Origin of the sequence: Kaistella sp. PBT33-4, from assembly GCF_029194425.1 — a bacterium.
In the GTDB taxonomy this organism is placed as follows: Bacteria; Bacteroidota; Bacteroidia; order Flavobacteriales; family Weeksellaceae; genus Marnyiella.
In genome coordinates this window covers 137,440-161,516 of sequence record NZ_JARFYL010000004.1, presented here as the reverse complement: position 1 = coordinate 161,516, position 24,077 = coordinate 137,440, and the positions used below count along the sequence as shown (strand labels likewise).

Here is a 24,077-nt window from a genome sequence, read left to right as displayed (position 1 = left end):
AATTAAATGGTAGATATTTTTGAACGTATCAAACAGAATCCCGGACCCCTGGGACAGTTTGCAGATTACGCAGAAGGTTATTTTGTATTTCCTAAACTGGAAGGACCTATAGGACCCCGTATGCAGTTTCAGGGACGTGAGGTTGTTTTCTGGAGTGCCAATGACTACCTGGGACTCTGCAATCACCCTGAAGTGCTTGAAGCCGATGCAAAAGCCGCTGCGGAATATGGAATGTTTTATCCTATGGGTGCGCGTGCCATGTCCGGCGAGACTGCACAGCACCAGCAACTGGAAAGTGAACTGGCGGAATTCGTTGGAAAAGAAGCTGCCTACCTGCTGAATTTTGGTTACCAGGGAATGGTATCTACTATTGATGCGCTTGTTTCCCGTCATGATGTAATTGTTTATGATGCAGATTCTCATGCCTGTATCGTAGACGGTGTGCGTTTGCATATGGGTAAAAGCTTTACCTTCAAGCATAACGATATAGCCAGTCTGGAGAAGAACCTGGCACGAGCTACAAAAGTTGCAGAAGAACACGGCGGCGGTATCCTGGTGATTACAGAAGGTGTTTTCGGGATGCGCGGCATGCAGGGTAAACTGAAGGAAATATGCGACCTTAAATCCAAGTTTAATTTCCGTCTTTTGGTTGATGATGCTCATGGTTTCGGTACATTGGGTAAGACCGGTGCCGGTGCCGGTGAAGAACAGGGCTGCCAGGACCAGATCGATATTTATTTCTCCACTTTTGCCAAATCAATGGCAGGATTCGGAGCATTTATCGCGGGTGATAAAGAGATTATCAGAATCCTTAAATATAACTTACGTTCACAGGTTTTCGCAAAATCGCTTACCATGCCGATGGTTATAGGTGGCCTGAAAAGACTGGAACTGCTGCGTACAAGACCGGAGATTAAAGATAAACTTTGGGAAAATGTAAACAAGCTGCAGAACGGTCTGGCTGAAAGAGGATTTAACCTGGGTAATACCAATACATGCGTTACGCCGGTGATGATGCAGGGATCTACTGTAGAAGCGACAATGCTGGTGAAGGACCTGCGTGAAAACTACGGCATCTTTACCTCAGTGGTCATCTATCCGGTGATTCCAAAGGGAATGATCCTGCTGAGACTTATTCCTACTGCCTCGCATACCGATGCTGAAATCAACGAAACGCTGGATGCCTTCGATGCCATTCATGATAAACTGACTTCCGGCGTGTATAAAGAGCAGGAAAGAAAACTTCTGGAAGAACAGGGCCTGTCTTTTAAGGCAGATTAACCCAACCCTCTCCTATTTAACTGACCGTCTTGCTTTGCGAGACGGTTTTTTTGTGGCTTCAGACCGGTCATTAATGATGACCTAAACTGCTGCAACCGCTGTATTGCAGTTGAATAAATTTTGGCATAACTTAGTTCAGCATCTGAAAACCAATTATCATGGCCATCTTCATCATCAGCAACAGGGAAATCTCACAGGTCAAAGAAGGAAACAAGACGCTGTCCAAATTCTGTTTCGAAAGCCAGACGGGGACATCCAGTTTCCGCATCGCAAAATTTCTGGGCTATCAGCCGCCTTCGGCGGAAGGAATGCACAAAAAGGAATATAAAAAACTCCTGAAAACACATTCCGACAGGGCACATGAGATACTTTCTGACTATTTTGACTATGATTATCTTCCCGTAAAGGAAGTACTACTGGAACTCAAACATAAAGGAAAGGCCTCGCCAGACAAACTGAACCGGCTGCGCGGCAGCCAGCGGATGTTTTATGAGTTCTACAGTTCCATGCTGGAAACCAGCGCCGGAAAACGTGGCGATCTACTCGTGTTCATTCATGGGTATTCATATACATTCAGTGATGAGCTGGAAGCCATTGAGACCCTAAAAAGGCAATACATAGACAATCCTGACTCTCCGGTGCAGAACCTGCTTTTGCTGAGTTGGCCGGGGTCTAAATCGCTGTTCCCATATACGTATATCGATGACAAAAGAAATTCCATAGACGCGGGAATGGTATTTTACAAGATGATGCTGAAGTATAATGAATTTATTAAACAGGTATTGGCCGATCCCGTACTTGATTTCTGCGGTCAGCGCATTCATCTGATGGCTCATTCTATGGGAAACCGACTTCTGCGGAGTGCACTTATCTGTATGAAAAGCAGCGGAATTATGAAAGTCCTGGACCAGGTCCTGTTGCTGAACTCCGACATTTCCGTCAATTCTTTTGACAAAGAAGATGAGTCGCTATACAAACTGACCAAACTGGCCAACCGGATTTCGGTCTATATCCATAAAAGTGATGATGTTCTGTCCATTTCTACCCTTTCCAAAAATATCCTGTCACCCAGACTGGGAAAATATGGACCTGTTGCTATAAATAATCTGCCTGACAATGTTGTAATTGTAGACTGTTCGCACACCAAAAATGACCTGGGGAGCAAGCTGCATGATATTGCAGACCATTGGGGATACCTAACAAGTTCGGAAGTACAGCGTGATATTTTGGCTACGTTAAGAGGCGAACATGAAGAATTAATAGCCCACAGAAATATCCACAAAAAGCACGACCGCTACTTTCGGATTTGTGAAAGTCAGGCATAAAAAAAGCTCCATTTCTGGAGCTTAGTATTATTCGGATTCAGGATTCAGTCATTCTGCCAGAATGATGCCCTGGTTATTATTGAATTCAATAACCCCGCTCTTCACTTTGAAAGAGTAAACGTTTTCCTTTTCGTTCTCGCGAACAAATTTCTCCGCATACTTTTCTCCGATGGAATCTGTAAAGATTCTGATCTTTCCGTTAATCAGTGAGGCAACAATGGCAGCGTGGTCCTTCTTGATATGGAAATCACCGTTCTTTCCGGGAAGCAAAACCGATTTCACTTCGCCTTCGAAGACTACAAATTCCGGAGTTAAAATTTTTATGTTCATGTCAATCTAGATTTGAAGATTTCAGATTTCAGATTTCAGAAAGTCTGAAATCTGAGATCCTATGTCTGATTAAGCGTTTTCCGCCAGCATTTTCTGTCCAGCTTCAATAGCTTCTTCAATGGTTCCTTTCAGGTTGAAGGCTGCTTCAGGATACTGATCCAGCTCACCGTCGATGATCATGTTGAAGCCTTTGATGGTATCTTTAATATCTACCAATGCTCCTTTCAGACCTGTAAACTGCTCCGCTACGTGGAATGGCTGAGAAAGGAAACGCTGTACTTTTCTTGCACGGTAAACAACCAGTTTATCTTCTTCAGAAAGTTCTTCCATACCAAGAATCGCGATGATGTCCTGAAGGGCTTTGTAACGCTGAAGGATTTCCTTCACTCTCTGTGCTGTATTATAGTGATCTTCACCAAGGATTTCCGGAGTCAGGATTCTGGAAGTTGAAGCCAATGGGTCTACCGCAGGATAGATACCAAGGGAAGCAATCTTTCTGTCCAGTACCGTGGTAGCATCCAGGTGGGCAAAGGTAGTTGCCGGAGCCGGGTCGGTAAGGTCATCCGCAGGTACGTAAACTGCCTGTACAGATGTAATGGAACCGTTCTTTGTAGAGGTAATCCTTTCCTGCATCGCACCCATCTCTGAGGCCAGTGTTGGCTGGTACCCTACCGCTGAAGGCATACGGCCGAGAAGTGCAGATACCTCAGAACCTGCCTGTGTGAAACGGAAGATATTATCGACAAAGAAAAGAACGTCTCTTCCCTGTCCCTGTCCGTCACCGTCACGGAAATATTCTGCAATCGTAAGACCGGAAAGGGCTACACGTGCTCTTGCTCCCGGTGGTTCGTTCATCTGTCCGAATACGAAAGTACACTTGGAGTCTTTCATTTCTTCCAGATCAATTTTGGACAGGTCCCAACCTCCATTTTCCATGGAGTGCATGAACTCATCGCCATATTTAATAATGCCGGATTCCAGCATCTCTCTCAAAAGGTCGTTTCCTTCTCTGGTTCTTTCACCTACACCGGCAAAAACCGAAAGACCACCGTGACCTTTTGCAATATTGTTAATCAATTCCTGGATCAGTACCGTTTTACCAACACCTGCACCACCGAACAAACCAATTTTACCTCCTTTTGCATAAGGTTCGATAAGGTCGATAACTTTAATACCTGTAAAAAGAACTTCCGCAGAAGTGGATAACTGATCGAATTTTGGTGCTTCTCTGTGGATTGGCAGACCTCCTTCTTTGGAAACCTCACGGATTCCGTCAATGGCATCACCAACAACATTAAAAAGTCTACCGTATACTTCCGCACCTGTAGGCATTGTAATCTGGCGTCCCTGAGCAATAACTTCCTGCCCTCTCTGCAGACCGTCTGTCGCATCCATTGCGATACATCTTACAGAATCCTCTCCAATATGCTGCTCTACTTCCAGAACTACTTTGCTGCCGTCGGTTTTGGCGATTTCCAGTGCGTCGTAAATATTCGGAAGCTCCTCTGCTCCTTTAAAAACTACGTCGATTACCGGACCGATAATTTGCGAAATTTTTCCTTTAATTTGGTTTGCCATTGCTAAATTTTTTCGTTGTGCAAATATAATCAAAGTTCCCAAATCTGCAATTGGTTCAAAAGAAGATTTTTATCATATTTGCACCACCAAAAAGTCACCCTTTTGAAAATCATCCGGAACTTCCACGAACACCAGGAAAAAACGCCGCTGGCACTGTCTATAGGTATGTTCGACGGGGTGCACCGCGGCCACCAGACCATAATCAGTCAGCTAAATGCTATTGGTAAGGAAAAGGGTTTGCAATCGGCAATACTTACCTTTTGGCCACACCCGCGTACGGTATTCAATCCGAATGATGACCTGAAACTGCTGAACACCATACAAGAGAAGATTTATCTGCTTGAAAAGAACGGCGTGGAGCATCTTTTCCTGAAGGAATTTGACGAAGCTTTCCGCAATCTCAGCGGTACTGAATTTGTGAAACAAATCCTGGTAGAGAACCTGAATGTAAAACATCTGATCATTGGTCACGACCATACGTTCGGCAAAAATAAAAGTGGTGATTTTAATCTCCTGAAACAGATGTCGGATGAATATGGCTTTGAAGTCCAGCAGGTGGAAGCTGTGAATTACCACGACAAAAACATCAGTTCCACTCAGATAAGAAATGCTCTGGCGTCGGCAAATATTATCGAGGCAAATGAGATGCTGGGTTATGTATTTTCGGTTTCGGGTACAGTTGTGAGCGGGCGAAAAATCGGGCGCACCATTGGTTATCCTACGGCAAATATAGAGACCGATCCCCTAAAGCTTTTGCCAAAAAAAGGTGCTTATATCGTGGAAGTCTTTGTAAAAAACCAAAAATACAAAGGAATGCTGAGCATCGGCACCAACCCTACCGTCAACGGCACTTCCCTGTCCACCGAAGTTTATATCCTGGATTTTAATGAGGATATCTACGGTGAAGAAATTTCAGTGAACTTCCGTTCCTTTCTGCACGATGAAATTAAGTTTGAATCCCTGGAAAAGCTGATTGAAAGACTGGATGAGGATAAAAGGCTGACCGCTGAATTTCCTTTCTAAAAATTCTTGTTAATTCCCAAAACCACATGTCTTGGCAGCAGACGCTGCGTATAAATGCTTTCGCTCACGTTAGTCAGTGAATAGCGCTGAATGGTGCTTGAGTTCAGCAGGTTGTTGGCGCGGAGGAAAACATTGGTTTTTAATTTCTTGATCATATAATCCGCTTTAATATCCAGAAAATGAGTGGATTTCTGCGGCGTATTTCCAAAATGATAGTATTCAAAATTTCCCTGGATCCTGAATTCACTGCTGAAGTTGTAGTATAGATTAAAAAAACCTTTCTGATCCAAATAGTCATTCGTGAACGAAACAGATTTCAACCTGGAAAATGTCCAGTCATAGCCCAGCTCATAATTGATTTTCTTAGTCCAGCCGGATTTCATTTCAAAACCTACTTTTTTGTTGGAAAATGTGCTTTCTACCAGTTCCTGCCCGTTAATGCTGTTTTTATAGCCCGAAGACATAAATCCTCCCAGCAGGCTGAAGCGTGATTTTACAAAACGTACATACCTTCTTACCTCCAGATTGGCAAAGAATGTATCATTATCCTCAACCAGAATGGTCTGGTTTAATGTGTAGTTTTTGTTTACCAGTGAATTGTTGGACATAAACCGCTCAAGACGCATATAATTTACACTGAAGTTCAGATTTTTAGTGAGTTGATCACCTAAACTGTAGGACAATCCGAGGCTGTAATCGGGAAGCAGCTGAAAACCGGCCGTACCTTCGGTAAAATTGCGGTTGCCCAGATAGATGTAGTTCTGCAAAAGATTTTCGATTCCCAGCGGTGTGAACCGCCGGTTTCCGTATAAAGTGAAACTTCCGGTCTTTCGGTCCTCATATCCGATATGGAATCCTGGGGATACAAAAAGCTCCGACTGCAGGGTACGGTTGAAGTCTGATGAAACCATTTCCGAGAGCAGATCCACAGTATATTTCCAGTTTTTGTAGTTGTGACTAAATTTTCCTTTCGCAAAAATGCGGTTCTGCTTTAGGTACAGCCTGTTTATAAATTCTGCACTGTTAAAGTTAATTTCTTCAAAATCATTACTGAACAAACGGATCTCCGAATTCAGTTTCTCGGATCTGTATTCATCGCCCACTTGAAGTTCAAGGTATTTACTGTCACTGTATCTGTTCAGATATGATATTTTTGCTCCCGCAAAATTCAGCTGTGAATAAAGCTGGTGACGGATCCGCCTGGCCTCAGGATTTCCTGTGATATAGGTAAACACTTCATTTTCATCGGTGAAATTATAGGGTCGGTCATAATAATAATGTCTGGCGACCGCCACTAAAGCTTTGGACGAATCCAGTTTTTTGGTGTAGGATATTTTGCTTTCTGTACTTGTGAGACGGTTGTTACCAGACTGCTGATTCAGTGCACCGTTAAAGATAAAATCGTTACTGTTTCGTTCGTGTACCGAGGAGGTCTTGCTATAAAACTGCAGATTGGCATTTTTGCTGAATTCCCTGCTCAGTTCGAGCTTCCCTACCAAATTGCGGATGTTCTGCTTCCATGTTTTACTCTCAATATTGGTAAACTGAAGTCCGTCGTACATAAAACGGTAAGTATTATCCGTGTAATTCCGGTTCTCAATGTCGTTGTAAACAGTTACGAATTTCAGTTTCCAGTCATTACGGAAATTGTAGATATAGTTTAGTGATGCCAGCTGGTCATCATTGAAGTTCGTGCGGTTATCACTGAACTGACTGTTTTTCTGATGAAGCTGAATGACAGAATTGATGCTAAGGTTACTGCCAATATTTTCTGCATCGGTTTCCTGTGCCGGATTCATAAGGTAGGCTACGCCACCCATTTCGTTCAGTCCCAGGTTGTTCCGGTTGTAGAGAAAATAGAGTTTCCTTCTTTTTGAAAAATTCATGACGTTCACTTTAACCTGGTGCATGTTTTCCATATAGCTGGTGGAAGCCAGCAGCGCATTTCCAAACCATTTTCCCTTGGCATCTTCCTTCAGTGTCAGGTTTATGGCCACGCGTTCATCATTCTGTACGTCTTTCAGGAGTTTGTTGCGGGAGTAGTTGGTGAGCACCTGCACTTTGTCCAGTGACTGCGACGGCATATTCTGGGTAAGGGATTGGTAGCCGCGTTCGAAAAGATCATCGTCCTCAATCATCACGCGCTCCACTTCCTTATTGTTAAATTTTATTTTGCCGTCACTTTCTACGGTGATTCCAGGCAGTTTTTTAAGCAGTTCCTCCACGTTCATTTCTGTGCCGGAGGCCAATTTTTCCGCGGTATACTCTACCGTGTCCTTTTTCATGCGGACCGGATTTTGCCTGGTAATGACCACTTCCTTAATTTCGTGTTCCGGAATTTTGGAGATTTCGACGCTCTGAAGATCGACGATTTTAGTCCCGGAGTTCAGAAGTAATTCTACTTTTTTGGGTTGATGGTTGAAGGCCGTAAGCTGCAGCGTAAAGTTTCCTGTTTTTTGTGTAGAAACAGAAAAACTTCCGGTTTTATCGCTAAAACCGAAAGTTTCAATTTCATTTGCCGCATTAAAAAGAATAACGTTGGCCCGAACAATTGGCTGACCATTTTCGGCTACCGCAATTCCTTTAATCTCTGACTGTGCAGAAATTTTTATAAACAGTATGGTGAAAAGTACACATAAATGCTTCATTAATATTATTTAATATCGCTTGCTATTGAAAGGGAATTTCCATCTCCACAAAGCGGATACATGAATTCTGCTACGCACCTTCAGGAAGGTTAGATGTGTGCATATACAGTGGATCTACAACATCGTTGAAGGACAGAAAACTCTACGTACATTAAAAATATCATTTCTTTTTAGTGTCGTTCCATTCATGTTGCCTTTCAAACTCACCGCTTCGAAAGTGTGGTATCCCCTGAAACTGCGTTCCGGAGGGATATTTGGACAGCTGCTGTGACTGCAGCTCCATTAATCCTCTGTTCTGATGTTCGATTACTGTTTTATAGTCTACGGCATCGGTCCTGTTTTTTGAGAAAAACTTTTTAACTCCCGGCACATTATCATATTCGGAATTCACAGAGATTCTATCGGCAATAAATAAAAATAATTTCTCTGAGTCCCGCGCTTCCAGGATTACGCCCGGAAGACCATGCAATTTCCACGGAAATGCCTCAGCATTCAGTGCCGTTGTAAACCACACCTCCCACTTGCGGCCCCGAAATTCCGCAGTTGCTTTGGTACATTCATAACCCAGAATGGTTTTTTTATCACCTGATATTACCCAGTTTAAAGCACCAACCTTATCTGCGGCAAATTTACTTTCAAACTCCGGAACGGTGGTAAAAAAGTAAGGTAAAGCCTGATAAAAGGTATCATTGGTTTTATCGTAGCTATATAGGTAATAGGGATTTAGTAAATCAGGGTTTGCCAGCACGTCCTTATATCCATACTCACCTTTTTTACCGTCGCCAATCATGAAGGTATTCTCGTGCTCATTGGAAAAAGTGAAAGCTTTAGCTCCCTTATTGTTTCCGAAAGTAATATATGAATATTCAATTAAAATCCCCTGGGCCTCAGTTAATTCAGCAAGACCCAGGAGGATTAGCAATATGATGTATTTTTTCATATTATACACAATCTTTATGCTTCAAGACTCGTACAGGGCTTGAGTGGGCCTTGCGGAGGAGGTAGTTGTATGTGATTTTCGGTTTGAGAAACGGAATTTTCAGGCTGCCCATCACCGCACGGAAAAGCTACCAATGGCGAAAAGGTCGTGCCAACGTTTTTACCGCAGTGATCAGTATAAACTGTGACCGTTTGGTGATAGCAAGTCGAAATATCGAGAATCGCGGGCAAAGGTCTATTTATACCGGATGACGTTGGTGTTGCATTTGTCAGTCCATAAGTGGCGAAGAAGGCAGTTAGATAGATAATTTTTTTCATAACGTTTTTAATTTTTTAAATTTAACTTAAACTGTTTATTCTAATATTTTCGCCATTATTAAGAATACATCAAAGAAAAAAAAAAAAAAATTAAGTCCCGCAAGCATTATTATATTAAATTATATATTATCTGCACATTCACTACATATCGTATAACTCTAACTGCTTTTTCCTTGTCAATGATTTAAAGATAAGTTCATACGAGTGATCGATCAGTATTAGGATCAAATCCTTTTTCAGGCCTTCGCACACCACCGAGTTCCAGTGGGTTTTGTTCATGTGGTAGGCGCCAGTGATCTGCGGATGCTGCGCACGAAGGTCTGCGCTCCATTCGGGGTCAGTCTTTACGGCAATGGTCAGTGGCTGCTGCTCCAGCGGGATCAGGAGGAACATTTTGCCGCCTACTTTGAGCACCAGGGTTTCCTGATCGAATGGGAAAGTTTCTTCCACTCCTTTTTTTCCATTGCAATACGCCAGTATCTCGTCTATTTCCATAATGTGGTCTTCAACCTCAATATTAATTAAAATTCCGTACATTTCAGTCATTTAGAATTTAAACTTGCAGATCAGAAACGTATGAAAGCACTCATTATAGGAGCCACCGGCGCCACCGGAAAAGATTTGGTAAACCAACTGCTGCAGGACAGTGGATTCACTCAGGTGGATGTTTTTGTGAGAAAACCGCTGACGTCTCAACACCCAAAACTTAGTGCACATATTGTCGATTTTGATAAACCCAACGAATGGAAAGATCTGGTGAAAGGTGATGTGGCCTTTTCCTGTATGGGCACCACACTGAAGGACGCCGGCAGCAAAGAGGCGCAGCGAAAGGTTGATTTTGATTATCAGCTGGATTTTGCCAAAAATGCGAAGGAAAACGGTGTAGACGATTTTATACTGGTGTCCGCTTATGGCGCGAGTCCAAAATCAAAAATCTTTTATTCAAGAATGAAAGGTGAGCTTGAGGATGAAGTGAAAAAACTTCATTTTAATAAACTTACGATCTTCAGCCCAGGTATGCTGGACCGCCGGGATTCGGAACGTACAGGTGAAGTACTGGGTGGCAAGATTATTAAATTTGCCAATAAGTTCGGCATCCTGGAGCAGCAGAAACCTTTGCCAACTCCCATCTTGGCTAAAGCCATGATCAATGCAGCCGGGATCAAATCCAACGGCTATTCCAAGATCAAACTGGGCAACATTTTCAGTTTTGCAGAAAAAAAGAACGGCTGATTGCCGTTCTGTGTATTATTTAAGGTGCTTTGTAATGGCGCCGTCGGTTGGTTTGGTGGTACTGATGTACGAATCTATTAGCTTACCGTTTTCATCAACAAGAAACTTAGTGAAGTTCCAAAGGATGGTTGTATTCTTAACACCGTTCAGTTCTTTTTGGGTCAGGAACTGGAATAAAGGTGCGGTATCATCCCCTTTTACAGATACCTTGGCCGCCATTGGGAAGGTTACCCCAAAATTCTTCTGGCAAAAGGCACCGATTTCCTCATTTGTACCCGGTTCCTGTCCGCCGAAATTATTGGCCGGGAACCCTATCACCACAAGTTTATCCTTATAGGTATTTGACAGTTCTTCCAAATCGGCATACTGCGAGGTGAATCCACATTCTGAAGCTGTGTTCACGATCAGGATTTTCTTACCCTTGTAATCTGCAAGATCAATCTGTCCGCCGTCCAGGCTTTCCACTTTGTAATCGTATATACTTTTCATAACATTTGATGTTTCCGGTGACTGTTCCTTTTTCATATTGGTGCAGCTTTGCAAAAACGCACCTGCAGCAAGAAGGAAGATGAATATTTTTTTCATAGAGTTAAAAAATTGTGAGATGTTTCACTACGCGACGCATTAGACAAGTGTTATAAATCATGTAAATATAGCAAAAGAAAAAATTAGGGTAAACACGATAATCCACAGCTGAAGGTTCCAGTCTATCTCATTATTTTTCAAAATGAGCCGATATATTCTTTCTGTAAATAATCAATATGCTGCCTAGAATGATATTTAATGCTGTAAGTATAATATTCAAAGAACTGTTCTCATTTCTTGGAAACATTGGATTGTTACTATATTTAAATTCCTGGTATAATAAAGATATTAAAGTCGTCACATTCTCTATTATCAGAAATCCGCCAATTACAACAAGTGAAATTGTAAGAATGTTATATGCATTAAAATTGGTAATTGATATTTGATTGTTGTCAAAACCTTTATCAAGTTGAAACAAGTTTATAATTTTATCTGGAAATTTGATCAGGAAGTAAAGAATTGCGACTGAGAGTAATACAGTTATAAATATATAGATTATGGTGCCAATTTTTCCACTGAATTCAGAATTAAATCCTACAAACGAAATTTGAGAGGGTATTACAATAAAAATTACTTCAATAAAAAAATAAAGCCCAATTATTTTTATTAAAATTCTAAAAAAAATCTCTATTTAACATGATGTTAGTTTAAGCTGAGCGATATCTAACCTTACACCAGTATCAGAACCTGAAAGTGTTGTCCGGGAAAACTTTGTTGATCTCAATTTTATTGATCAGGATTACATAATCGCTGTCCTTTTTCGCAGATGAAGATTCTATGCGGAATGGCATCATCAGGCTGCCAATTTTCTTATAATCGCTGTACACCAGGCTTTCGTCTTTCTTCACTTCCTTCAGCAACTGGTAATTTTTTGTATCGAAGTAATAAAAGCTGGTATTCACATTTTTAGTAAGCTGCACTTTGTGGCAATAGGTATTTCCTACTTTCTCCTTTCCAAGATATTTTGCCTCAAAACCTTTACTTTCCCAGTCTATGAAATCGTTGTCGAAGCTTTCGGCAATAAAATTCGGATATTCCTGCAGCCTGTTGTTCGCATAATTCATGGCGTAGCCTTTTCTACCGTCATAACCTTCAATTGCTGTTTCCTTTTTTCCGATGATGATGGAAGTCTTGCTAAGATTAGGGCGTTGCTGGTAAATTTTAATTGGGTACTCGTCATTAATTCCAAGGGTCACCCTGCCCTGCAGCATTACAGTATTCAGGAGTTTCCAGTTGGTCAGTCCGCCGCTCAGTTCAATGTTTTTGTCAATGATTTCCTTCGCTGTTTGTGCATTTACCAATCCACACATCATGATCATCAGTACTGCAATTATCTTTCTCATTCAGTCAATCAAATATTTTTCAAATATATACTATTATTTACAGACCTTTCCGTTGTGCTTCCAGGATTAGTTTTGCCTTTTCAAGGTCTTCCGGAACGTCTATTCCCACGCCCACAAAATCGGTTTCGATCATTTTGATCTTCATGCCATGCTCAAGGTAACGTATGCACTCTATTTTCTCGGCAGATTCCAGCGGGCTCATGGGCAAACTTGCAAACTTAAGCAGCGCCGACTTCCTGAAGGCATAAACGCCGATGTGCTTAAAATATTCTGTGGCATAAGATTCATCACGCGAATACGGAATGACAGACCTGCTGAAATACATTGCAAATCCGTTAAGGTCGGTAATAACTTTTACATTATTCGGATTCTCAACATCCTCCTTTTCCGAAAGTTTAATCTTTAGGGAAGCGAGTGAAATCCGGTGTTCAACATCATATTTGAATACGTTAATAAGCTGGGTCAAAGGTTCAAGTTTCAGGAAGGGTTCATCGCCCTGCACATTTACCACAATATCACAGTTTATATTCTGTACAGCTTCAGCAATACGGTCACTTCCTGTTTCATGAGTTCCGGTCATTACCGCTTTTCCTCCAATTCGGGCAATCTCGTCAAAAATGATTTCTGAATCCGTAGCCACAAAAACTTCATCAAAAAGACCGGTGGAGATCACATTTCTGTAGGTGGTAGAAATGACGGTTTTGTCGCCCAGCAACTGCATCAGTTTTCCGGGAAAACGGCTGGCTTCATAGCGGGCGGGTATTACGGCGATAATTTTCATGAGGATAAGGAGCCATAAGCTTTAGGCTTTAAGCATTAAGCTGTGGAATTGTAATAATCAATGATCTAACTATGTGGATAAGGTGTTCAATTTCTTTACAGATTAAGGTCTGCTTTGACTTGACGAATCTTCTGATCCAATAGTTGCAGCTTTGAATTAAACTCGGCTTCCGAATCTAAAGAATCTTTTACAGAGACATAAAACTTGATCTTTGGTTCTGTACCGGAAGGGCGAACGCAAACTTTTGTCCCATCTTCTGTATACCATATCAGCACATTTGATTTCGGAATATCGTCCATTACAGACTTTTTGGCTGTAGTCACATTAACCATGGACTGCTCCTGAAAATCTTTAATCTCGGCAACCGGCGAGCCGGCAATAGACTTTGGCGGGTTTTCACGGAAGTCACGCATCATATTTACGATCTCTTCGGCTCCGGAACGGCCTTTTTTCACTACGTTGATAAGCCCTTCATAGTACATCCCAATCTCTTTATAGATCTCAATCATGTACTGGTACATTGTTTTGCCGTTGGCTTTGCACCAGGCAGCAATTTCGCAGGCCAGAAGAATTGAGCCGCAGGAATCCTTGTCGCGAACAAAATCACCCGTCATGAAACCAAAGCTTTCCTCGCCGCCGCAAACAAACTTTTCTTTACCTTCAAAATCACGGATCATCTTTCCAATCCACTTGAAACCGGTAAGGCCTACTTTGCAGTCTACACCGAATTTCTCAGCAATATCAAAAAAGATATCGGAAGTCACGATGGTGGAACCGATGAATTCCTTTCCTGTAATCCTGCCTGCTTTCTGCCACTGATCAAGGATGTAATAGGTCAGAATTGTATTACACTGATTACCGTTCAGCAGCTGCATTTCACCGTCCAGGTTGCGTACCGCGATGCCAAGCCTGTCGCCGTCCGGATCGGTACCGATCACAATATCGCCGTTGGTGATGCGTGCCAGGTCCATGGCCATTTCCAGCGCGGCCGGTTCCTCAGGATTGGGAGACTCTACCGTGGGAAAATTACCGCTTGGTATCATCTGTTCCTTTACAAGGTCAATTTTGGCAAATCCAGCCTTCTTCAAAGCCTGGGGAACAGTAGTATAAGTTGTGCCGTGTATTGAGGTGAACACGATATTCAGATTATCGTAACCTGTTTTATCTTTTTGGTAGAGAGAATTTTCTATGCAGGCGTCGATATAGACGTCATCCTGCTCCTCTCCTATCCAATCAATAAGTTCGTCGTTTCCGGTAAATTTTATCTCCTCAAATTTCACTGCGTAGACTTCCTTAATAATGGCCGCATCATGTGGCGGAACAATCTGCGCACCGTCGTTCCAGTACACTTTATAGCCGTTATATTCAGGTGGATTGTGCGAGGCTGTTAATACGATACCGGCATTACATTTTTTATCCCGCACGGTGAAAGAAAGCTCAGGTGTAGGGCGGTGTTCTTTAAAAAGCAGTACTTTGATACCGTTAGCCGTAAGCACATCAGCGCACATTTTCCCAAATTCTTTGGAATTGTTACGTACGTCGTAGGCAATGGCGACTTTTATTTCCTCGCCGGGAAATTGGGTATGAAGATAATTGGCAAGTCCCTGTGTGGCCTGGCCGAGCGTGTAACGGTTAAGCCTGTTTGTACCCACGCCCATGATGCCACGCATTCCACCGGTGCCGAATTCGAGTTCGCGGTAAAAGGAATCCTCAAGTTCTTCGGGGTTTCCGGCAATCCACTGTTTAATAATGGATTGGGTATCATTGTCAAATGTATCGGTAAGCCAAAGCTGAGCTTTTTCTAATGTAGTCATTGTTTATTTGTGTTTGTTGTTATGAATGATGTTATAGGTTGGAAGATGGAAGTTGGAAGCGGGAAGTCCAGATTTATTTACTATCCACAAATTGCAGCCCTACTTCAATTGGTTTCTGAATGCTATAATTTGATTCATCAGATTAAAACTTTGATTGTATAAATTAATAAAATTACCCTCATATTTATAAGTTCTCCTATTTGCTTTATATAGACAGGTCACCACTTCCGCCAGCGAACGTATAGCATATCCCAGGAACTTTCGGAATTCGGCAGCTGACTGTAAAATAGAACCTTCCGAAATATTTAAAGCAATAGAATCTGCTGCTCTTCGGATCTGGGAGGACAAATTATAATTTCATCTTTTGGAAAACCGGCTGCCATATGATGAATTTTTTCTCCGTAATCCATGGCCTTTTGCCAAATAATTAATTTTTCAAATTTAAAACTTATGGTTTAAGGTTAAACCGGTTATTTTCTTCCTTCTCCCGACTTCCATCTTCCTTGCTCCATTCTACCCTACTCCAGTAACTTATTCTGCACATTTGCTGTTTTGTCAATTTTAAATGCGCGGATAGGGTCATTATAGTAAAGGAATTTAGCCGTATTACCAATCTTTCCTTTTAGTGAGTCTTTTACATTTACTTCCGCGTAATTCCCGTTTTTGGAGTCAATATTCAGGTTGGTAATCATCCAGTAAGGTGCGATCAGGTTGGCAGTATCTGCTATCTTAATCACAGCGTCGCGTGTTTGTCCCTGAAAATTGGCGCGGCTGGTATTCATCAGATCAATTTCGGCCCGGCGGGTATTGACCGAGCCAATGAACTTGGCATTATCTTTCAGGCTTAGTTTGAAATTATCTGTTTTTATCTCACTGGAAAGGGTCATCTCGGCAGAATCTGCTATTGAAATACTGGCGGGACTGTACCTTGAATAGATGTTAATATTGTAGAAATCAACTCCCTGGGTTTCCCTTTTTTCCTCAATATACAGGGTTTTATCCTTCACCTTAATCCGCAGATTATCCAAAATGTTCGGATAGGTCTCCACATTAACAAAATTATCCGCTGACCGCAGGTAAAAGACCCGGAATTTACCTTTCAGGTCAAGTTTTGTAAATTCCTCCACCTTAATATCCCGATTTTCAATATCGCCTTCGGGTTTAATTTTTCCGCAGGATAAAAGGCTAAAAATCAGAATCAGTAAACAACCGTTTTTCATACTTCACATTCGTATAGTTACGCTAAATTACCTGGTCAATGTGGTAATGCTTATTATCCCGGGTGGTCCGGATAATCATTTCGCCCAGGAAACCCGCAATAAAAAGCAGTGACCCCAGAATCATCATGGTAAGTGCGATGAAGAAAAAAGCATTGTCTGTAAGCAGGTGTCCGTACACGCCCCGCGATACGTCGATGAGTTTGGAAATGCCAAGCCACAGTGCTGAAAGAAATCCAATAATGAACATGATGGTTCCCACTGCACCGAAAAAGTGCATAGGTCTGCCACCGAAACGGCTAACGAACCAAAGGGTGATCAGATCAAGGAATCCGCGCACGAAACGTTCCGTCCCGAATTTGGAAGTTCCGTAAGGTCTGGCCTGGTGCTGAACTTCTTTCTCGGTGATGCGGCGGAAGCCTGCGTTGGCTGCCAGTACAGGAATGTAGCGGTGCATATCGCCATAGACATCAATTGATTTTACAACCTGCTTTTTATAGGCTTTAAGTCCGCAGTTAAAATCATGAAGTTCCACACCTGAAACTTTGCGGGCCGCCGAATTAAAAAGTTTAGAGGGCAGGTTTTTAGTCATTACATTGTCAAATCTTTTCTTTTTCCAGCCTGAAACGATATCGTAATCCTCTTCTTTCACCATCTGATACAGTTCGGGTATCTCTTCCGGGAAATCCTGAAGGTCCGCATCCATTGTAATAATTACATCGCCGTGAGCCCTTTCGAAGGCGGCATGTAAGGCCTGGGATTTACCGTAATTTCGCGAAAACCGTATGGCATTGATCTGCGGGTGCTGCACTTTAAGGTTTTCTATGATGCTCCAGGACAGATCGGTACTGCCATCGTCTACAAACCAGACTTCATAGGTCAGATTTGCTCCTCTGCATACTGTATCAATTCTGGAAAAAAGTTCTTCCAGGGATTCCTCTTCATTTAATAAAGGGATGATGATGGATAAATTCATTGATTTGAATAAAATGGAATAAATTATTTTGTGGTTCTGCCGCGGAAAAATGCTCCGAAAAACAGGGATAAAATTAAGTAAAAAATAAGGATTGCCGCAAAGTAGGAGGAAAATAGCCTGAAGGTAAGCATGTCCTTGTCCTTTACACGCTCGGGTTCAAAACTTTGGATGCGCTGGCGGTATTTGATCTCCAGTTCTTCAATATCTTCCTTTTTTGCCAGGACCTGTTTTGCAGATTCGTACTCTTTGTTCAGTTCTGCCTTCTGGCGTTCCACATACTGATAATTCAAAAGATCTTTGGCATCGGTATCTACAAAGTTCAGGAACACAAACATAGATACTACAGACAGAAAACCTCCCACGAACATAGGCGTAAAGGCTTTGCTGAAGGCCTCTTTGAAAGAAATTGTACCTTTTGATTTCCAGTAACTGTTTACCGATAGATACGCGAATATGCAGTACAGCAAAGGCAGTACGAAGGCATTGACAATAAGACTGTTGTTAAAATAATCCACACCGCTTATAAGGTAGACGGTGAAGAAAAGCAGCATCGTGATAACGAAGAGAATGATACCCAGGGTAACAGGATTTTTGGACATAAATGAAATTAAAGTTTGAAGTTTTATAAATATTTGTATATTTGCAGCGGCAAGTCCTACACAACCAGCTCCTGTGAATCCTCCAGGGTGGGAACGCAGCAAAGGTAAACGGTTGTAGCGGTGTGATGTAGATCGCTTGCCATTTTTTTATTTCCTGATTTCAAGGATTTCGCCAAGTTTCGGCAATACCAACTCCACTCCTTTTTCACTGAATTTTGACTTAGCCAAATCATGGTTTATCTTGATGGGTTCAAAAGTATCAAAATGACATCCGATTACTTTAGGAGTTTTAATTAATTCTGAGGCTGCAAATGCTGCTTTTTCCGCACACATAGTGTAGTGTCCGCCAATGGGAAGGATGGCTACATCAATTTTTCCAAAGAATTTAGGCAGGATTTCCATCTCGGCAGAAATGCCAGTGTCACCGGCAAAATAAATTGTGGTATCTGGTGTTTTCAGCATATAGCCTGCGGCTTCGCCACCGTATCTTCCGTCCGGAAATGAGCTGGTGTGACTGGCAGGAACCATTGAGATTTCCAAGTCATCTATTTTAGTGGTACCGCCAAAGTTCATATCTATAGATTGCGGATGTTCAAAATAAGCGCAGATTTCCGGTTGAGCGATCACCTGTGCTGCCGGGTGGTGGTACAAAACTTCCTTCACATCGGCGGTATGATCTCCATGGGCATGCGTGATAAGAACATAATCGATGGTCTGAGCTTCGAGGTCAAAACCGGATTCAGCTTTACCGAAGTTATAGAAAGGATCACTGAGGATGTTTTTGCCGTTATGGGTGAACAGAAAACAGTTCTGTCCAAGGTATTGAATTTTCATTTCTATATGTTTTGTTGGTTGGTTAATCTAATCTTGACATTTAACAGTAAGGTAGCGTTCCTAAGGAACACTGCGCATTATGTTTTGCTAATGGCTGTACAGGTCGCGTTCCTACGGAACGCCCATTTCCGTAACTGCAAAGATACAGTTCCTGTGGAACAGCCTTTAACGATATCGCCGCCTCCTGCAATTGCCTTTTATTTTTTGTCTAAAAGTAATTCAGTCCGAATGCGATCAGAATACTCATAACCAATGTAAGTATGCCGATCTGCTTCAGAAACGGATCCAGCTCCTTTGGATCTTTTACCTGCATGATTCTTCTTCTTAGTGCCATCATGGGAAACATTAAAATAAAGAAAATATAGGCATAGTAATTACCGCTGTTCTGCAGCTCATTCATCATCATAAATACCAGTACAAGCAACAACGGCAACTGAAGCAGGACAATTTCATACACCATCGCATATCTGTAACCCATTTTGAGCGCCAGAGTTTTCTTACCGCTTAGAGCATCACTCTCCATATCACGCATATTGTTGAGGTTAAGCACGGCAGCGCTCAGCATTCCAATGGCGGTTGCAGGTAATAGCATGTCCCAGTGGAAGGTCTTTGTGAAAAGGAAATAACTTCCGCAAACAGCGACGATACCGAAGAAGAAGAACACAAACAGATCACCCAGTCCCATATAGCCATAGGGTTTCTTTCCAACTGTATATCCCACGGCAGCAAGGATGCAGGCAATCCCAAGACCAACGAAAATATAGAATTCATTCATCAGGTTTTCGCGGAAAAAGGCCAGATAAAGCAACGCCACTGTAGCCACCAGTGAGAGTGCCGCGAAAAGGATCACCGCATTCCTCATTTGATGCGCGGTTATACGGCCGGAGCCCACTGCCCGCTGTTCCGCCTCATGGGACCGAAATTCGTCAGTTCCTTTAATTCCGTCGCCATAATCATTGGCAAAATTGGAAAGGATTTGGTATAACAGAGTTACGAGCATCGCCAAAGCAAAAATTCGCCAGTCCCAGGTGCCGCCTTCTTCCATAATCCGCCATCTGGCGATGAATGAGCCCACGATGATCCCACTCATTGAAAGTGGCAGCGTACGGAGCCTTGCGGCTTTTATCCAATCTATCATAAAATCTTATTCATTTGTAGTAATTGACAATATACTGCAGGTGTCACATCCAGCTTTTCGAAGTGCTTTCTACTTTATACAGGCTATAATTCACAAGTTTCCGGAGCTTGCTGTAGTTCGAGCTTCGGAACGTAATCTTTCCCCCCGCCGTAAAGAAAGTTGCGGACCCAAGATCGCTTTTGTTTTGCCAGAAATACTGCTGGAGTTTAATTGCCTGGATTTTCTCCGTTTCTATGGTCTTCCGTTTAAGGTCCCAAATACCGGACTGCACCATGATAAAGTCTTCATTATAATAAAGCCGGCTGTTTCGGAATGCCATTATAATACCTGTTTCTGCGGCCAGAAGGTAGGCAGCCACAAGCGGAAAATAGGATGTATCCAAAAATATGACAAAAATAATTACGGGTAAAGCTATATAAAGCAAATGTCCGATAAAAAGTTTGCGGACGTCGGGCCGTAACATTTTTTTGAAAACAGGAATGCTACTCCACATGCAATGCAGTAAATCTTCTTTTTCTTTCTGGCTGCAACCCGGGATCGTGGTGTAGCTGTCCTTAGTATTCGCTTCACCCGAAATCTGGCTCACGCGAAGCTGGAGGACGTTCACCTTCTTCTGCAAAAAATTCTGTATTTCGGTCACCATCTGCACTTTACTTTTGCTGATGATGGCATTTTTGGTGTTCAGCAGGCCGTATTCCAGTGAAAGTCTTTCACCGCCTTTTGTAATTTTCATGCCGTAGTAGATTACCAGATTGGTCACCAAATTCACGGCAATTCCTAGAATGAAAAGTATAAAAACCAGAAAAAACAGAGCAACAACGGGCACCTGATGAAGCAGAGCGGTATTAATATGTTGAGATGCGCTGCCGGTAATAAATTCTTCCAATGACTGTTCCCTGAAGAACTCCAGGGCACCCTGACCCACATAGATCATAATACCGATGAGTCCCAGAAAACTCTTGAGATAATTTGCCGTGAGGCCATATTTTATCAAAGAAGCTACGGAGATCTTTATAAGTTCGGGTGAATCAACTCCTGGTGCAGATGTTGAGGCGGTTGCCAAAACATCGGTGGCCAACGTTTGATACCCCATCAGATAATGCTTCAGGTCACGCGCATTCTTAAGTGAAATGGCATTTACTGTAACTTCCTTCCTGTCACTGCCGGGACTGTCAATTTCAAGTTTGTAAATATTCAGTAATCGGTGAATCAAAGGTTGGTTGATATTCACTTCCTGAATCTTATTTTTTTCGATACTGACCTTTTTCCTGTTAATGATGCCACTGTTAATGATTAACTCTCCAGTTTGCTCACTGATACTGTAGGAAAAGTTGCGGTACTGAAGGTAGGAGACCAGGAACATGACGGCCAGTACGCCCACTGTACCAATAATATAAAAAACAATACTGCCGGGATTTTTATCACGGATAAAAAAAAGCACATATAAAGGCCAGGCCGCCTTGAGGTACTTGCCGAAATTAATAAGCGTTAGCAAAAGAATTCCAATTTTGGACTGACGCCTGGGTGTGCTAAACGCTTTATCCATCTTCCTTACTACTTTCGATAATTGCACCGCTTCCCTTTTCTCCCTCTACATCGGCAGCTGATTCCGGCGTTGCCAATGAATCAACAGTAGAATTTTCACTGTCAATTTTTGCTAAAATCAGCTGGTTAAAGTTTTCAGCGATATCCCCGGGAAGTCCGTTAATTGAAAGGTCAGATCCGCCGGCACCAGCTGTGAATACTGTGACGGACTTCAAACCCAGTGAGCGGGAAAGCCAACCTTCTTCCAGCGCGGTATGCTGTATTCTGTTGAACGGTATAATAACAATCGTTTTGCTAATAAGACCAAACTGATAGATGACGTCGCGTTCGCGGAAAGCATATTTTCGCTGTCGGAATGCCAGAACCTGATAAATGAAGTTGATTACAACCAAGGCTGTAATTACCACAGGAACAATCCAGGCCAAATCCGGAAAAGAATTTTTCAGAAAAAAGTAACCCACTCCGGCAGCGCCCAATAAGATCACGGAAAAAATAAGGGTGTTCAAAATGATCACCTGCAGGTACTTTTTGGAAACCGGTGTCAGCACCACCTCCTCAAACCTTGGCAGGTCGTGATCCAACACTTTATCATTAAAAAAATGGGACATTCACAGGGATTTGAGAATTATGAAATCCACTGGTTTTCTCCAAAATCAGGTTTTCTTTTTTCAAGGAACGCGTTTCGGCCTTCCTTTGCTTCTTCAGTCATATAGGCTAGTCTTGTAGCTTCTCCGGCAAATACCTGCTGACCCACCATGCCGTCATCAGTCAGGTTCATTGCAAACTTGAGCATTCGGATAGACATTGGTGATTTTCCAAGAATTTCCTGAGCCCACTCATAAGCAGTATCTTCCAGTTCAGCATGCGGAATCACCGCATTTACCATTCCCATCGCCTCAGCTTCACGTGCAGAATAATTTCTGCCCAAGAAGAATATTTCGCGTGCCTTTTTCTGACCCACCATTTTAGCCAGGTAAGCCGAGCCGTATCCACCGTCGAAACTGGTTACGTCGGCGTCGGTTTGTTTAAAGATGGCGTGTTCTTCACTGGCCAGGGTGAGGTCACAAACCACATGAAGCGAATGACCGCCGCCCACTGCCCAGCCGTTTACAACAGCGATGACAACTTTAGGCATAAAGCGGATCAGCCGCTGCACCTCCAGGATATTAAGACGGTGACGTCCGTCATCGCCCACATAACCTTTTTCGCCACGTGCTCTCTGGTCACCGCCACTGCAGAATGCATGACCACCATCTTTTGCACTGGGTCCCTCACCGGTGAGCAGGACAACACCTACTGACGCATCTTCAGAAACATGATAAAAGGCATCATATAATTCAGAAGTTGTTTTAGGGCGGAATGCGTTTCTCACTTCAGCTCTGTTAATAGCTATCCTTGCCACGCCCCCTCTTTTTTTATAAGTAATGTCTTCGTATTCCTTAACGGTGGTCCAGTCTGTATTCATCGGTATATTTTGCGGTAAAGATATGGAATTTGGAATGCGCTTCCAAGGATTACCTAAGGCCGGGAATAATGAGAATTCACAAAAAAAGCTGTGAGCAAAATATTGCCGCACAGCCTTTACAAAAATGATTTTGCCTGGAGAAGGGCTTTCCGCCATGTACGAAAAGCATAGGAAACATTAAGAATTGGTAATTCTACGTGAATTGCCGGAATCATTGAAAGTGTTGCCCATGCGGGCACATTTGTACAGGTAAAACTCAGTCTTAAACATACGCCTGCACCGGGCAATCTCAGCTTCCTGTATAATTCTGATCTCATCCTTAATTACCTGTTCGCTTACCCTGAACTTCTTTTTTAGCTCATCATAGCAAAGAAGGTTTACATTCTCGGTAGTTGAAATGTTTTCCATCAGGAATTTTCTTAAAGTGGTTTGTGACATATAATATTTGTTTTTGATTTATGAGGGTAAGATAGTGATAATATATCAATTATGCAAATTACCCCAAGTATTAATTTAATAGAATCGGTTTAATACTTTTGAGCAAACCACTGCATCAAATTATATACCAGCGAAGGCTTCAACCATTCGCCAATTAATTCATAAAGAAAAATAGGACTATGAGGTAGCCGTGGTTGCAGATATAATATAGCGCATCCTCAAATATATGTTAATTGTCTTGTCTATCTGTTAAAGATTATGTAAACTTTGTAGGAACCAAATAAATGCTATGATATGACTTCTATGAACTATATTGGATTTTTCCAAAAGCCGGAAGTGCTGCTAAAAGCCCGGAACAGTTTTGAAATAGCCGGTTTCAAACCCAGTGCGCTCGTTGTACAGGATTCCGAAGACGACCCTCTTATGCTCTGCGTAAAACTTAATGATGAATACGAGCTCCAGATGGCGAACAATATTTTCAAATTTTACGGTGTAACACACATAGATCAGCTAAGCACAAAAATTGATAATGCCGAAGAACTGAGGCGCATTATTTCAATACATTCGCGCCAGCAGATTTTCACACCTAAGGCAATTGCCACTCATAAACATTTTCATGAAGGGATGAATGCAGAAATCCAGTCTTTCCCCAACGAATGATAATCAA

The 24,077-nt window shown here is 42.3% G+C and carries 25 protein-coding genes and 1 other RNA gene; 6 read left to right on the top strand and 20 right to left on the bottom strand.

Annotated features, from left to right (window positions below; all coding sequences use genetic code 11):
- Positions 1–6 precede the first annotated feature (6 nt).
- Together P0M11_RS09530 and P0M11_RS09525 are read left to right on the top strand one after the other, a co-directional pair.
- Positions 7–1,281, top strand: coding sequence for an aminotransferase class I/II-fold pyridoxal phosphate-dependent enzyme (locus tag P0M11_RS09530; RefSeq protein WP_275625458.1), 1,275 nt, complete (start codon positions 7–9; stop codon positions 1,279–1,281).
- A gap of 158 nt (positions 1,282–1,439) precedes the next feature.
- On the top strand, positions 1,440–2,606 hold the full coding sequence (locus P0M11_RS09525) for an alpha/beta hydrolase (RefSeq protein WP_275625457.1): 1,167 nt from the start codon (positions 1,440–1,442) through the stop codon (positions 2,604–2,606).
- 48 nt (positions 2,607–2,654) lie between these two features.
- Here P0M11_RS09525 and P0M11_RS09520 read toward each other — a convergent pair whose 3' ends face one another.
- Together P0M11_RS09520 and atpD are read right to left on the bottom strand one after the other, a co-directional pair.
- Entirely contained in the window at positions 2,655–2,936 is a 282-nt protein-coding gene (locus P0M11_RS09520; protein ID WP_158064034.1) for a F0F1 ATP synthase subunit epsilon, read from the bottom strand.
- A gap of 69 nt (positions 2,937–3,005) precedes the next feature.
- Complete coding sequence (atpD, locus tag P0M11_RS09515; RefSeq protein ID WP_275625456.1) at positions 3,006–4,514, bottom strand: F0F1 ATP synthase subunit beta; 1,509 nt, start codon at positions 4,512–4,514, stop codon at positions 3,006–3,008.
- Between the two features lie 102 nt (positions 4,515–4,616).
- Between atpD and P0M11_RS09510 the strand changes: the two genes are divergently transcribed.
- The gene (locus tag P0M11_RS09510; protein WP_275625455.1) at positions 4,617–5,537 is read left to right on the top strand and encodes a bifunctional riboflavin kinase/FAD synthetase; all 921 of its coding nucleotides are present in this window, start codon (positions 4,617–4,619) and stop codon (positions 5,535–5,537) included.
- On the opposite strand, the gene P0M11_RS09505 is transcribed toward P0M11_RS09510, so the two are convergent.
- The 4 genes from P0M11_RS09505 to P0M11_RS09490 all read right to left on the bottom strand — a co-directional run bounded on the left by P0M11_RS09505 (position 5,534) and on the right by P0M11_RS09490 (position 9,937).
- Positions 5,534–8,185 carry a hypothetical protein gene (locus P0M11_RS09505; protein ID WP_275625454.1) on the bottom strand — a complete coding sequence of 884 codons (2,652 nt, stop codon included), beginning with the start codon at positions 8,183–8,185 and terminating at the stop codon, positions 5,534–5,536. The genes P0M11_RS09510 and P0M11_RS09505 overlap by 4 nt on opposite strands.
- Before the next feature lie 160 nt (positions 8,186–8,345).
- Entirely contained in the window at positions 8,346–9,125 is a 780-nt protein-coding gene (locus tag P0M11_RS09500; protein WP_275625453.1) for a GLPGLI family protein, read from the bottom strand.
- Positions 9,126–9,139: 14 nt separating this feature from the next.
- Positions 9,140–9,442, bottom strand: a complete 303-nt coding sequence (locus P0M11_RS09495) for a hypothetical protein (protein WP_158064029.1) — start codon at positions 9,440–9,442, stop codon at positions 9,140–9,142.
- A gap of 141 nt (positions 9,443–9,583) precedes the next feature.
- Positions 9,584–9,937, bottom strand: coding sequence for an MmcQ/YjbR family DNA-binding protein (locus tag P0M11_RS09490; protein ID WP_275625725.1), 354 nt, complete (start codon positions 9,935–9,937; stop codon positions 9,584–9,586).
- Positions 9,938–10,018: 81 nt separating this feature from the next.
- Here P0M11_RS09490 and P0M11_RS09485 point away from each other — a divergent pair, with 81 nt between their 5' ends.
- Complete coding sequence (locus P0M11_RS09485; RefSeq protein WP_275625452.1) at positions 10,019–10,675, top strand: NAD(P)H-binding protein; 657 nt, start codon at positions 10,019–10,021, stop codon at positions 10,673–10,675.
- 15 nt (positions 10,676–10,690) lie between these two features.
- Here the strand turns inward: P0M11_RS09485 and P0M11_RS09480 are convergent, their stop codons facing one another.
- The 8 genes from P0M11_RS09480 to P0M11_RS09445 all read right to left on the bottom strand — a co-directional run bounded on the left by P0M11_RS09480 (position 10,691) and on the right by P0M11_RS09445 (position 17,990).
- Positions 10,691–11,260: a glutathione peroxidase gene (locus P0M11_RS09480; protein ID WP_158064026.1), complete on the bottom strand. Its 570-nt coding sequence runs from the start codon at positions 11,258–11,260 to the stop codon at positions 10,691–10,693.
- A 680-nt stretch (positions 11,261–11,940) separates the two neighbouring features.
- On the bottom strand, positions 11,941–12,603 hold the full coding sequence (locus P0M11_RS09475) for a histidine kinase (protein ID WP_275625451.1): 663 nt from the start codon (positions 12,601–12,603) through the stop codon (positions 11,941–11,943).
- A gap of 37 nt (positions 12,604–12,640) precedes the next feature.
- On the bottom strand, positions 12,641–13,384 hold the full coding sequence (kdsB, locus tag P0M11_RS09470; RefSeq protein WP_275625450.1) for a 3-deoxy-manno-octulosonate cytidylyltransferase: 744 nt from the start codon (positions 13,382–13,384) through the stop codon (positions 12,641–12,643).
- Between the two features lie 95 nt (positions 13,385–13,479).
- On the bottom strand, positions 13,480–15,198 hold the full coding sequence (locus P0M11_RS09465) for a phospho-sugar mutase (RefSeq protein ID WP_275625449.1): 1,719 nt from the start codon (positions 15,196–15,198) through the stop codon (positions 13,480–13,482).
- Between the two features lie 99 nt (positions 15,199–15,297).
- Positions 15,298–15,546: a four helix bundle protein gene (locus P0M11_RS09460; RefSeq protein ID WP_229723858.1), complete on the bottom strand. Its 249-nt coding sequence runs from the start codon at positions 15,544–15,546 to the stop codon at positions 15,298–15,300.
- A gap of 170 nt (positions 15,547–15,716) precedes the next feature.
- Entirely contained in the window at positions 15,717–16,418 is a 702-nt protein-coding gene (locus tag P0M11_RS09455; RefSeq protein ID WP_275625448.1) for a DUF2807 domain-containing protein, read from the bottom strand.
- 22 nt (positions 16,419–16,440) lie between these two features.
- Positions 16,441–17,391 (bottom strand): glycosyltransferase family 2 protein, encoded by a 951-nt coding sequence (locus tag P0M11_RS09450; RefSeq protein WP_158064021.1) that lies wholly within the window; start codon positions 17,389–17,391, stop codon positions 16,441–16,443.
- Between the two features lie 23 nt (positions 17,392–17,414).
- Positions 17,415–17,990, bottom strand: a complete 576-nt coding sequence (locus P0M11_RS09445) for a DUF4199 domain-containing protein (RefSeq protein WP_275625447.1) — start codon at positions 17,988–17,990, stop codon at positions 17,415–17,417.
- Between the two features lie 47 nt (positions 17,991–18,037).
- Here P0M11_RS09445 and ffs point away from each other — a divergent pair.
- Positions 18,038–18,135: signal recognition particle sRNA small type (gene ffs, locus P0M11_RS09440), an RNA gene on the top strand.
- 2 nt (positions 18,136–18,137) lie between these two features.
- On the opposite strand, the gene P0M11_RS09435 is transcribed toward ffs, so the two are convergent.
- The 6 genes from P0M11_RS09435 to P0M11_RS09410 all read right to left on the bottom strand — a co-directional run bounded on the left by P0M11_RS09435 (position 18,138) and on the right by P0M11_RS09410 (position 23,410).
- The gene (locus tag P0M11_RS09435; RefSeq protein ID WP_275625446.1) at positions 18,138–18,824 is read right to left on the bottom strand and encodes a metal-dependent hydrolase; all 687 of its coding nucleotides are present in this window, start codon (positions 18,822–18,824) and stop codon (positions 18,138–18,140) included.
- Between the two features lie 208 nt (positions 18,825–19,032).
- The gene (gene menA, locus P0M11_RS09430) at positions 19,033–19,962 is read right to left on the bottom strand and encodes a 1,4-dihydroxy-2-naphthoate octaprenyltransferase (RefSeq protein WP_275625445.1); all 930 of its coding nucleotides are present in this window, start codon (positions 19,960–19,962) and stop codon (positions 19,033–19,035) included.
- A 43-nt stretch (positions 19,963–20,005) separates the two neighbouring features.
- Positions 20,006–21,508, bottom strand: coding sequence for a PH domain-containing protein (locus P0M11_RS09425; RefSeq protein WP_275625444.1), 1,503 nt, complete (start codon positions 21,506–21,508; stop codon positions 20,006–20,008).
- Positions 21,501–22,115: a PH domain-containing protein gene (locus P0M11_RS09420; protein WP_275625443.1), complete on the bottom strand. Its 615-nt coding sequence runs from the start codon at positions 22,113–22,115 to the stop codon at positions 21,501–21,503. The genes P0M11_RS09425 and P0M11_RS09420 overlap by 8 nt, the downstream gene beginning before the upstream one ends.
- 17 nt (positions 22,116–22,132) lie before the next feature.
- Positions 22,133–22,972, bottom strand: a complete 840-nt coding sequence (locus tag P0M11_RS09415; RefSeq protein WP_275625442.1) for a 1,4-dihydroxy-2-naphthoyl-CoA synthase — start codon at positions 22,970–22,972, stop codon at positions 22,133–22,135.
- 177 nt (positions 22,973–23,149) lie between these two features.
- Positions 23,150–23,410 carry a hypothetical protein gene (locus tag P0M11_RS09410; RefSeq protein ID WP_158064014.1) on the bottom strand — a complete coding sequence of 87 codons (261 nt, stop codon included), beginning with the start codon at positions 23,408–23,410 and terminating at the stop codon, positions 23,150–23,152.
- 294 nt (positions 23,411–23,704) lie between these two features.
- Here P0M11_RS09410 and P0M11_RS09405 point away from each other — a divergent pair, with 294 nt between their 5' ends.
- Entirely contained in the window at positions 23,705–24,070 is a 366-nt protein-coding gene (locus P0M11_RS09405) for a hypothetical protein (RefSeq protein ID WP_275625441.1), read from the top strand.
- Positions 24,071–24,077: the final 7 nt, after the last annotated feature.

What these genes read in the sequence shown, in the direction of transcription:
- P0M11_RS09465 (WP_275625449.1), bottom strand. Translation starts at nt 15,198, where the DNA reads ATGACTACATTAGAAAAAGCTCAGCTTTGGCTTACCGATACATTTGAC.
- P0M11_RS09525 (WP_275625457.1), top strand. Translation starts at nt 1,440, where the DNA reads ATGGCCATCTTCATCATCAGCAACAGGGAAATCTCACAGGTCAAAGAA.
- kdsB (WP_275625450.1), bottom strand. Translation starts at nt 13,384, where the DNA reads ATGAAAATTATCGCCGTAATACCCGCCCGCTATGAAGCCAGCCGTTTT.
- P0M11_RS09415 (WP_275625442.1), bottom strand. Translation starts at nt 22,972, where the DNA reads ATGAATACAGACTGGACCACCGTTAAGGAATACGAAGACATTACTTAT.
- atpD (WP_275625456.1), bottom strand. Translation starts at nt 4,514, where the DNA reads ATGGCAAACCAAATTAAAGGAAAAATTTCGCAAATTATCGGTCCGGTA.
- P0M11_RS09410 (WP_158064014.1), bottom strand. Translation starts at nt 23,410, where the DNA reads ATGTCACAAACCACTTTAAGAAAATTCCTGATGGAAAACATTTCAACT.
- P0M11_RS09475 (WP_275625451.1), bottom strand. Translation starts at nt 12,603, where the DNA reads ATGAGAAAGATAATTGCAGTACTGATGATCATGATGTGTGGATTGGTA.
- P0M11_RS09520 (WP_158064034.1), bottom strand. Translation starts at nt 2,936, where the DNA reads ATGAACATAAAAATTTTAACTCCGGAATTTGTAGTCTTCGAAGGCGAA.
- P0M11_RS09505 (WP_275625454.1), bottom strand. Translation starts at nt 8,185, where the DNA reads ATGAAGCATTTATGTGTACTTTTCACCATACTGTTTATAAAAATTTCT.
- P0M11_RS09485 (WP_275625452.1), top strand. Translation starts at nt 10,019, where the DNA reads ATGAAAGCACTCATTATAGGAGCCACCGGCGCCACCGGAAAAGATTTG.
- P0M11_RS09420 (WP_275625443.1), bottom strand. Translation starts at nt 22,115, where the DNA reads ATGTCCCATTTTTTTAATGATAAAGTGTTGGATCACGACCTGCCAAGG.
- P0M11_RS09490 (WP_275625725.1), bottom strand. Translation starts at nt 9,937, where the DNA reads ATGGAAATAGACGAGATACTGGCGTATTGCAATGGAAAAAAAGGAGTG.
- P0M11_RS09450 (WP_158064021.1), bottom strand. Translation starts at nt 17,391, where the DNA reads ATGAATTTATCCATCATCATCCCTTTATTAAATGAAGAGGAATCCCTG.
- P0M11_RS09480 (WP_158064026.1), bottom strand. Translation starts at nt 11,260, where the DNA reads ATGAAAAAAATATTCATCTTCCTTCTTGCTGCAGGTGCGTTTTTGCAA.
- menA (WP_275625445.1), bottom strand. Translation starts at nt 19,962, where the DNA reads ATGATAGATTGGATAAAAGCCGCAAGGCTCCGTACGCTGCCACTTTCA.
- P0M11_RS09530 (WP_275625458.1), top strand. Translation starts at nt 7, where the DNA reads ATGGTAGATATTTTTGAACGTATCAAACAGAATCCCGGACCCCTGGGA.
- P0M11_RS09435 (WP_275625446.1), bottom strand. Translation starts at nt 18,824, where the DNA reads ATGAAAATTCAATACCTTGGACAGAACTGTTTTCTGTTCACCCATAAC.
- P0M11_RS09405 (WP_275625441.1), top strand. Translation starts at nt 23,705, where the DNA reads ATGACTTCTATGAACTATATTGGATTTTTCCAAAAGCCGGAAGTGCTG.
- P0M11_RS09455 (WP_275625448.1), bottom strand. Translation starts at nt 16,418, where the DNA reads ATGAAAAACGGTTGTTTACTGATTCTGATTTTTAGCCTTTTATCCTGC.
- P0M11_RS09425 (WP_275625444.1), bottom strand. Translation starts at nt 21,508, where the DNA reads ATGGATAAAGCGTTTAGCACACCCAGGCGTCAGTCCAAAATTGGAATT.
- P0M11_RS09500 (WP_275625453.1), bottom strand. Translation starts at nt 9,125, where the DNA reads ATGAAAAAATACATCATATTGCTAATCCTCCTGGGTCTTGCTGAATTA.
- P0M11_RS09445 (WP_275625447.1), bottom strand. Translation starts at nt 17,990, where the DNA reads ATGTCCAAAAATCCTGTTACCCTGGGTATCATTCTCTTCGTTATCACG.
- P0M11_RS09495 (WP_158064029.1), bottom strand. Translation starts at nt 9,442, where the DNA reads ATGAAAAAAATTATCTATCTAACTGCCTTCTTCGCCACTTATGGACTG.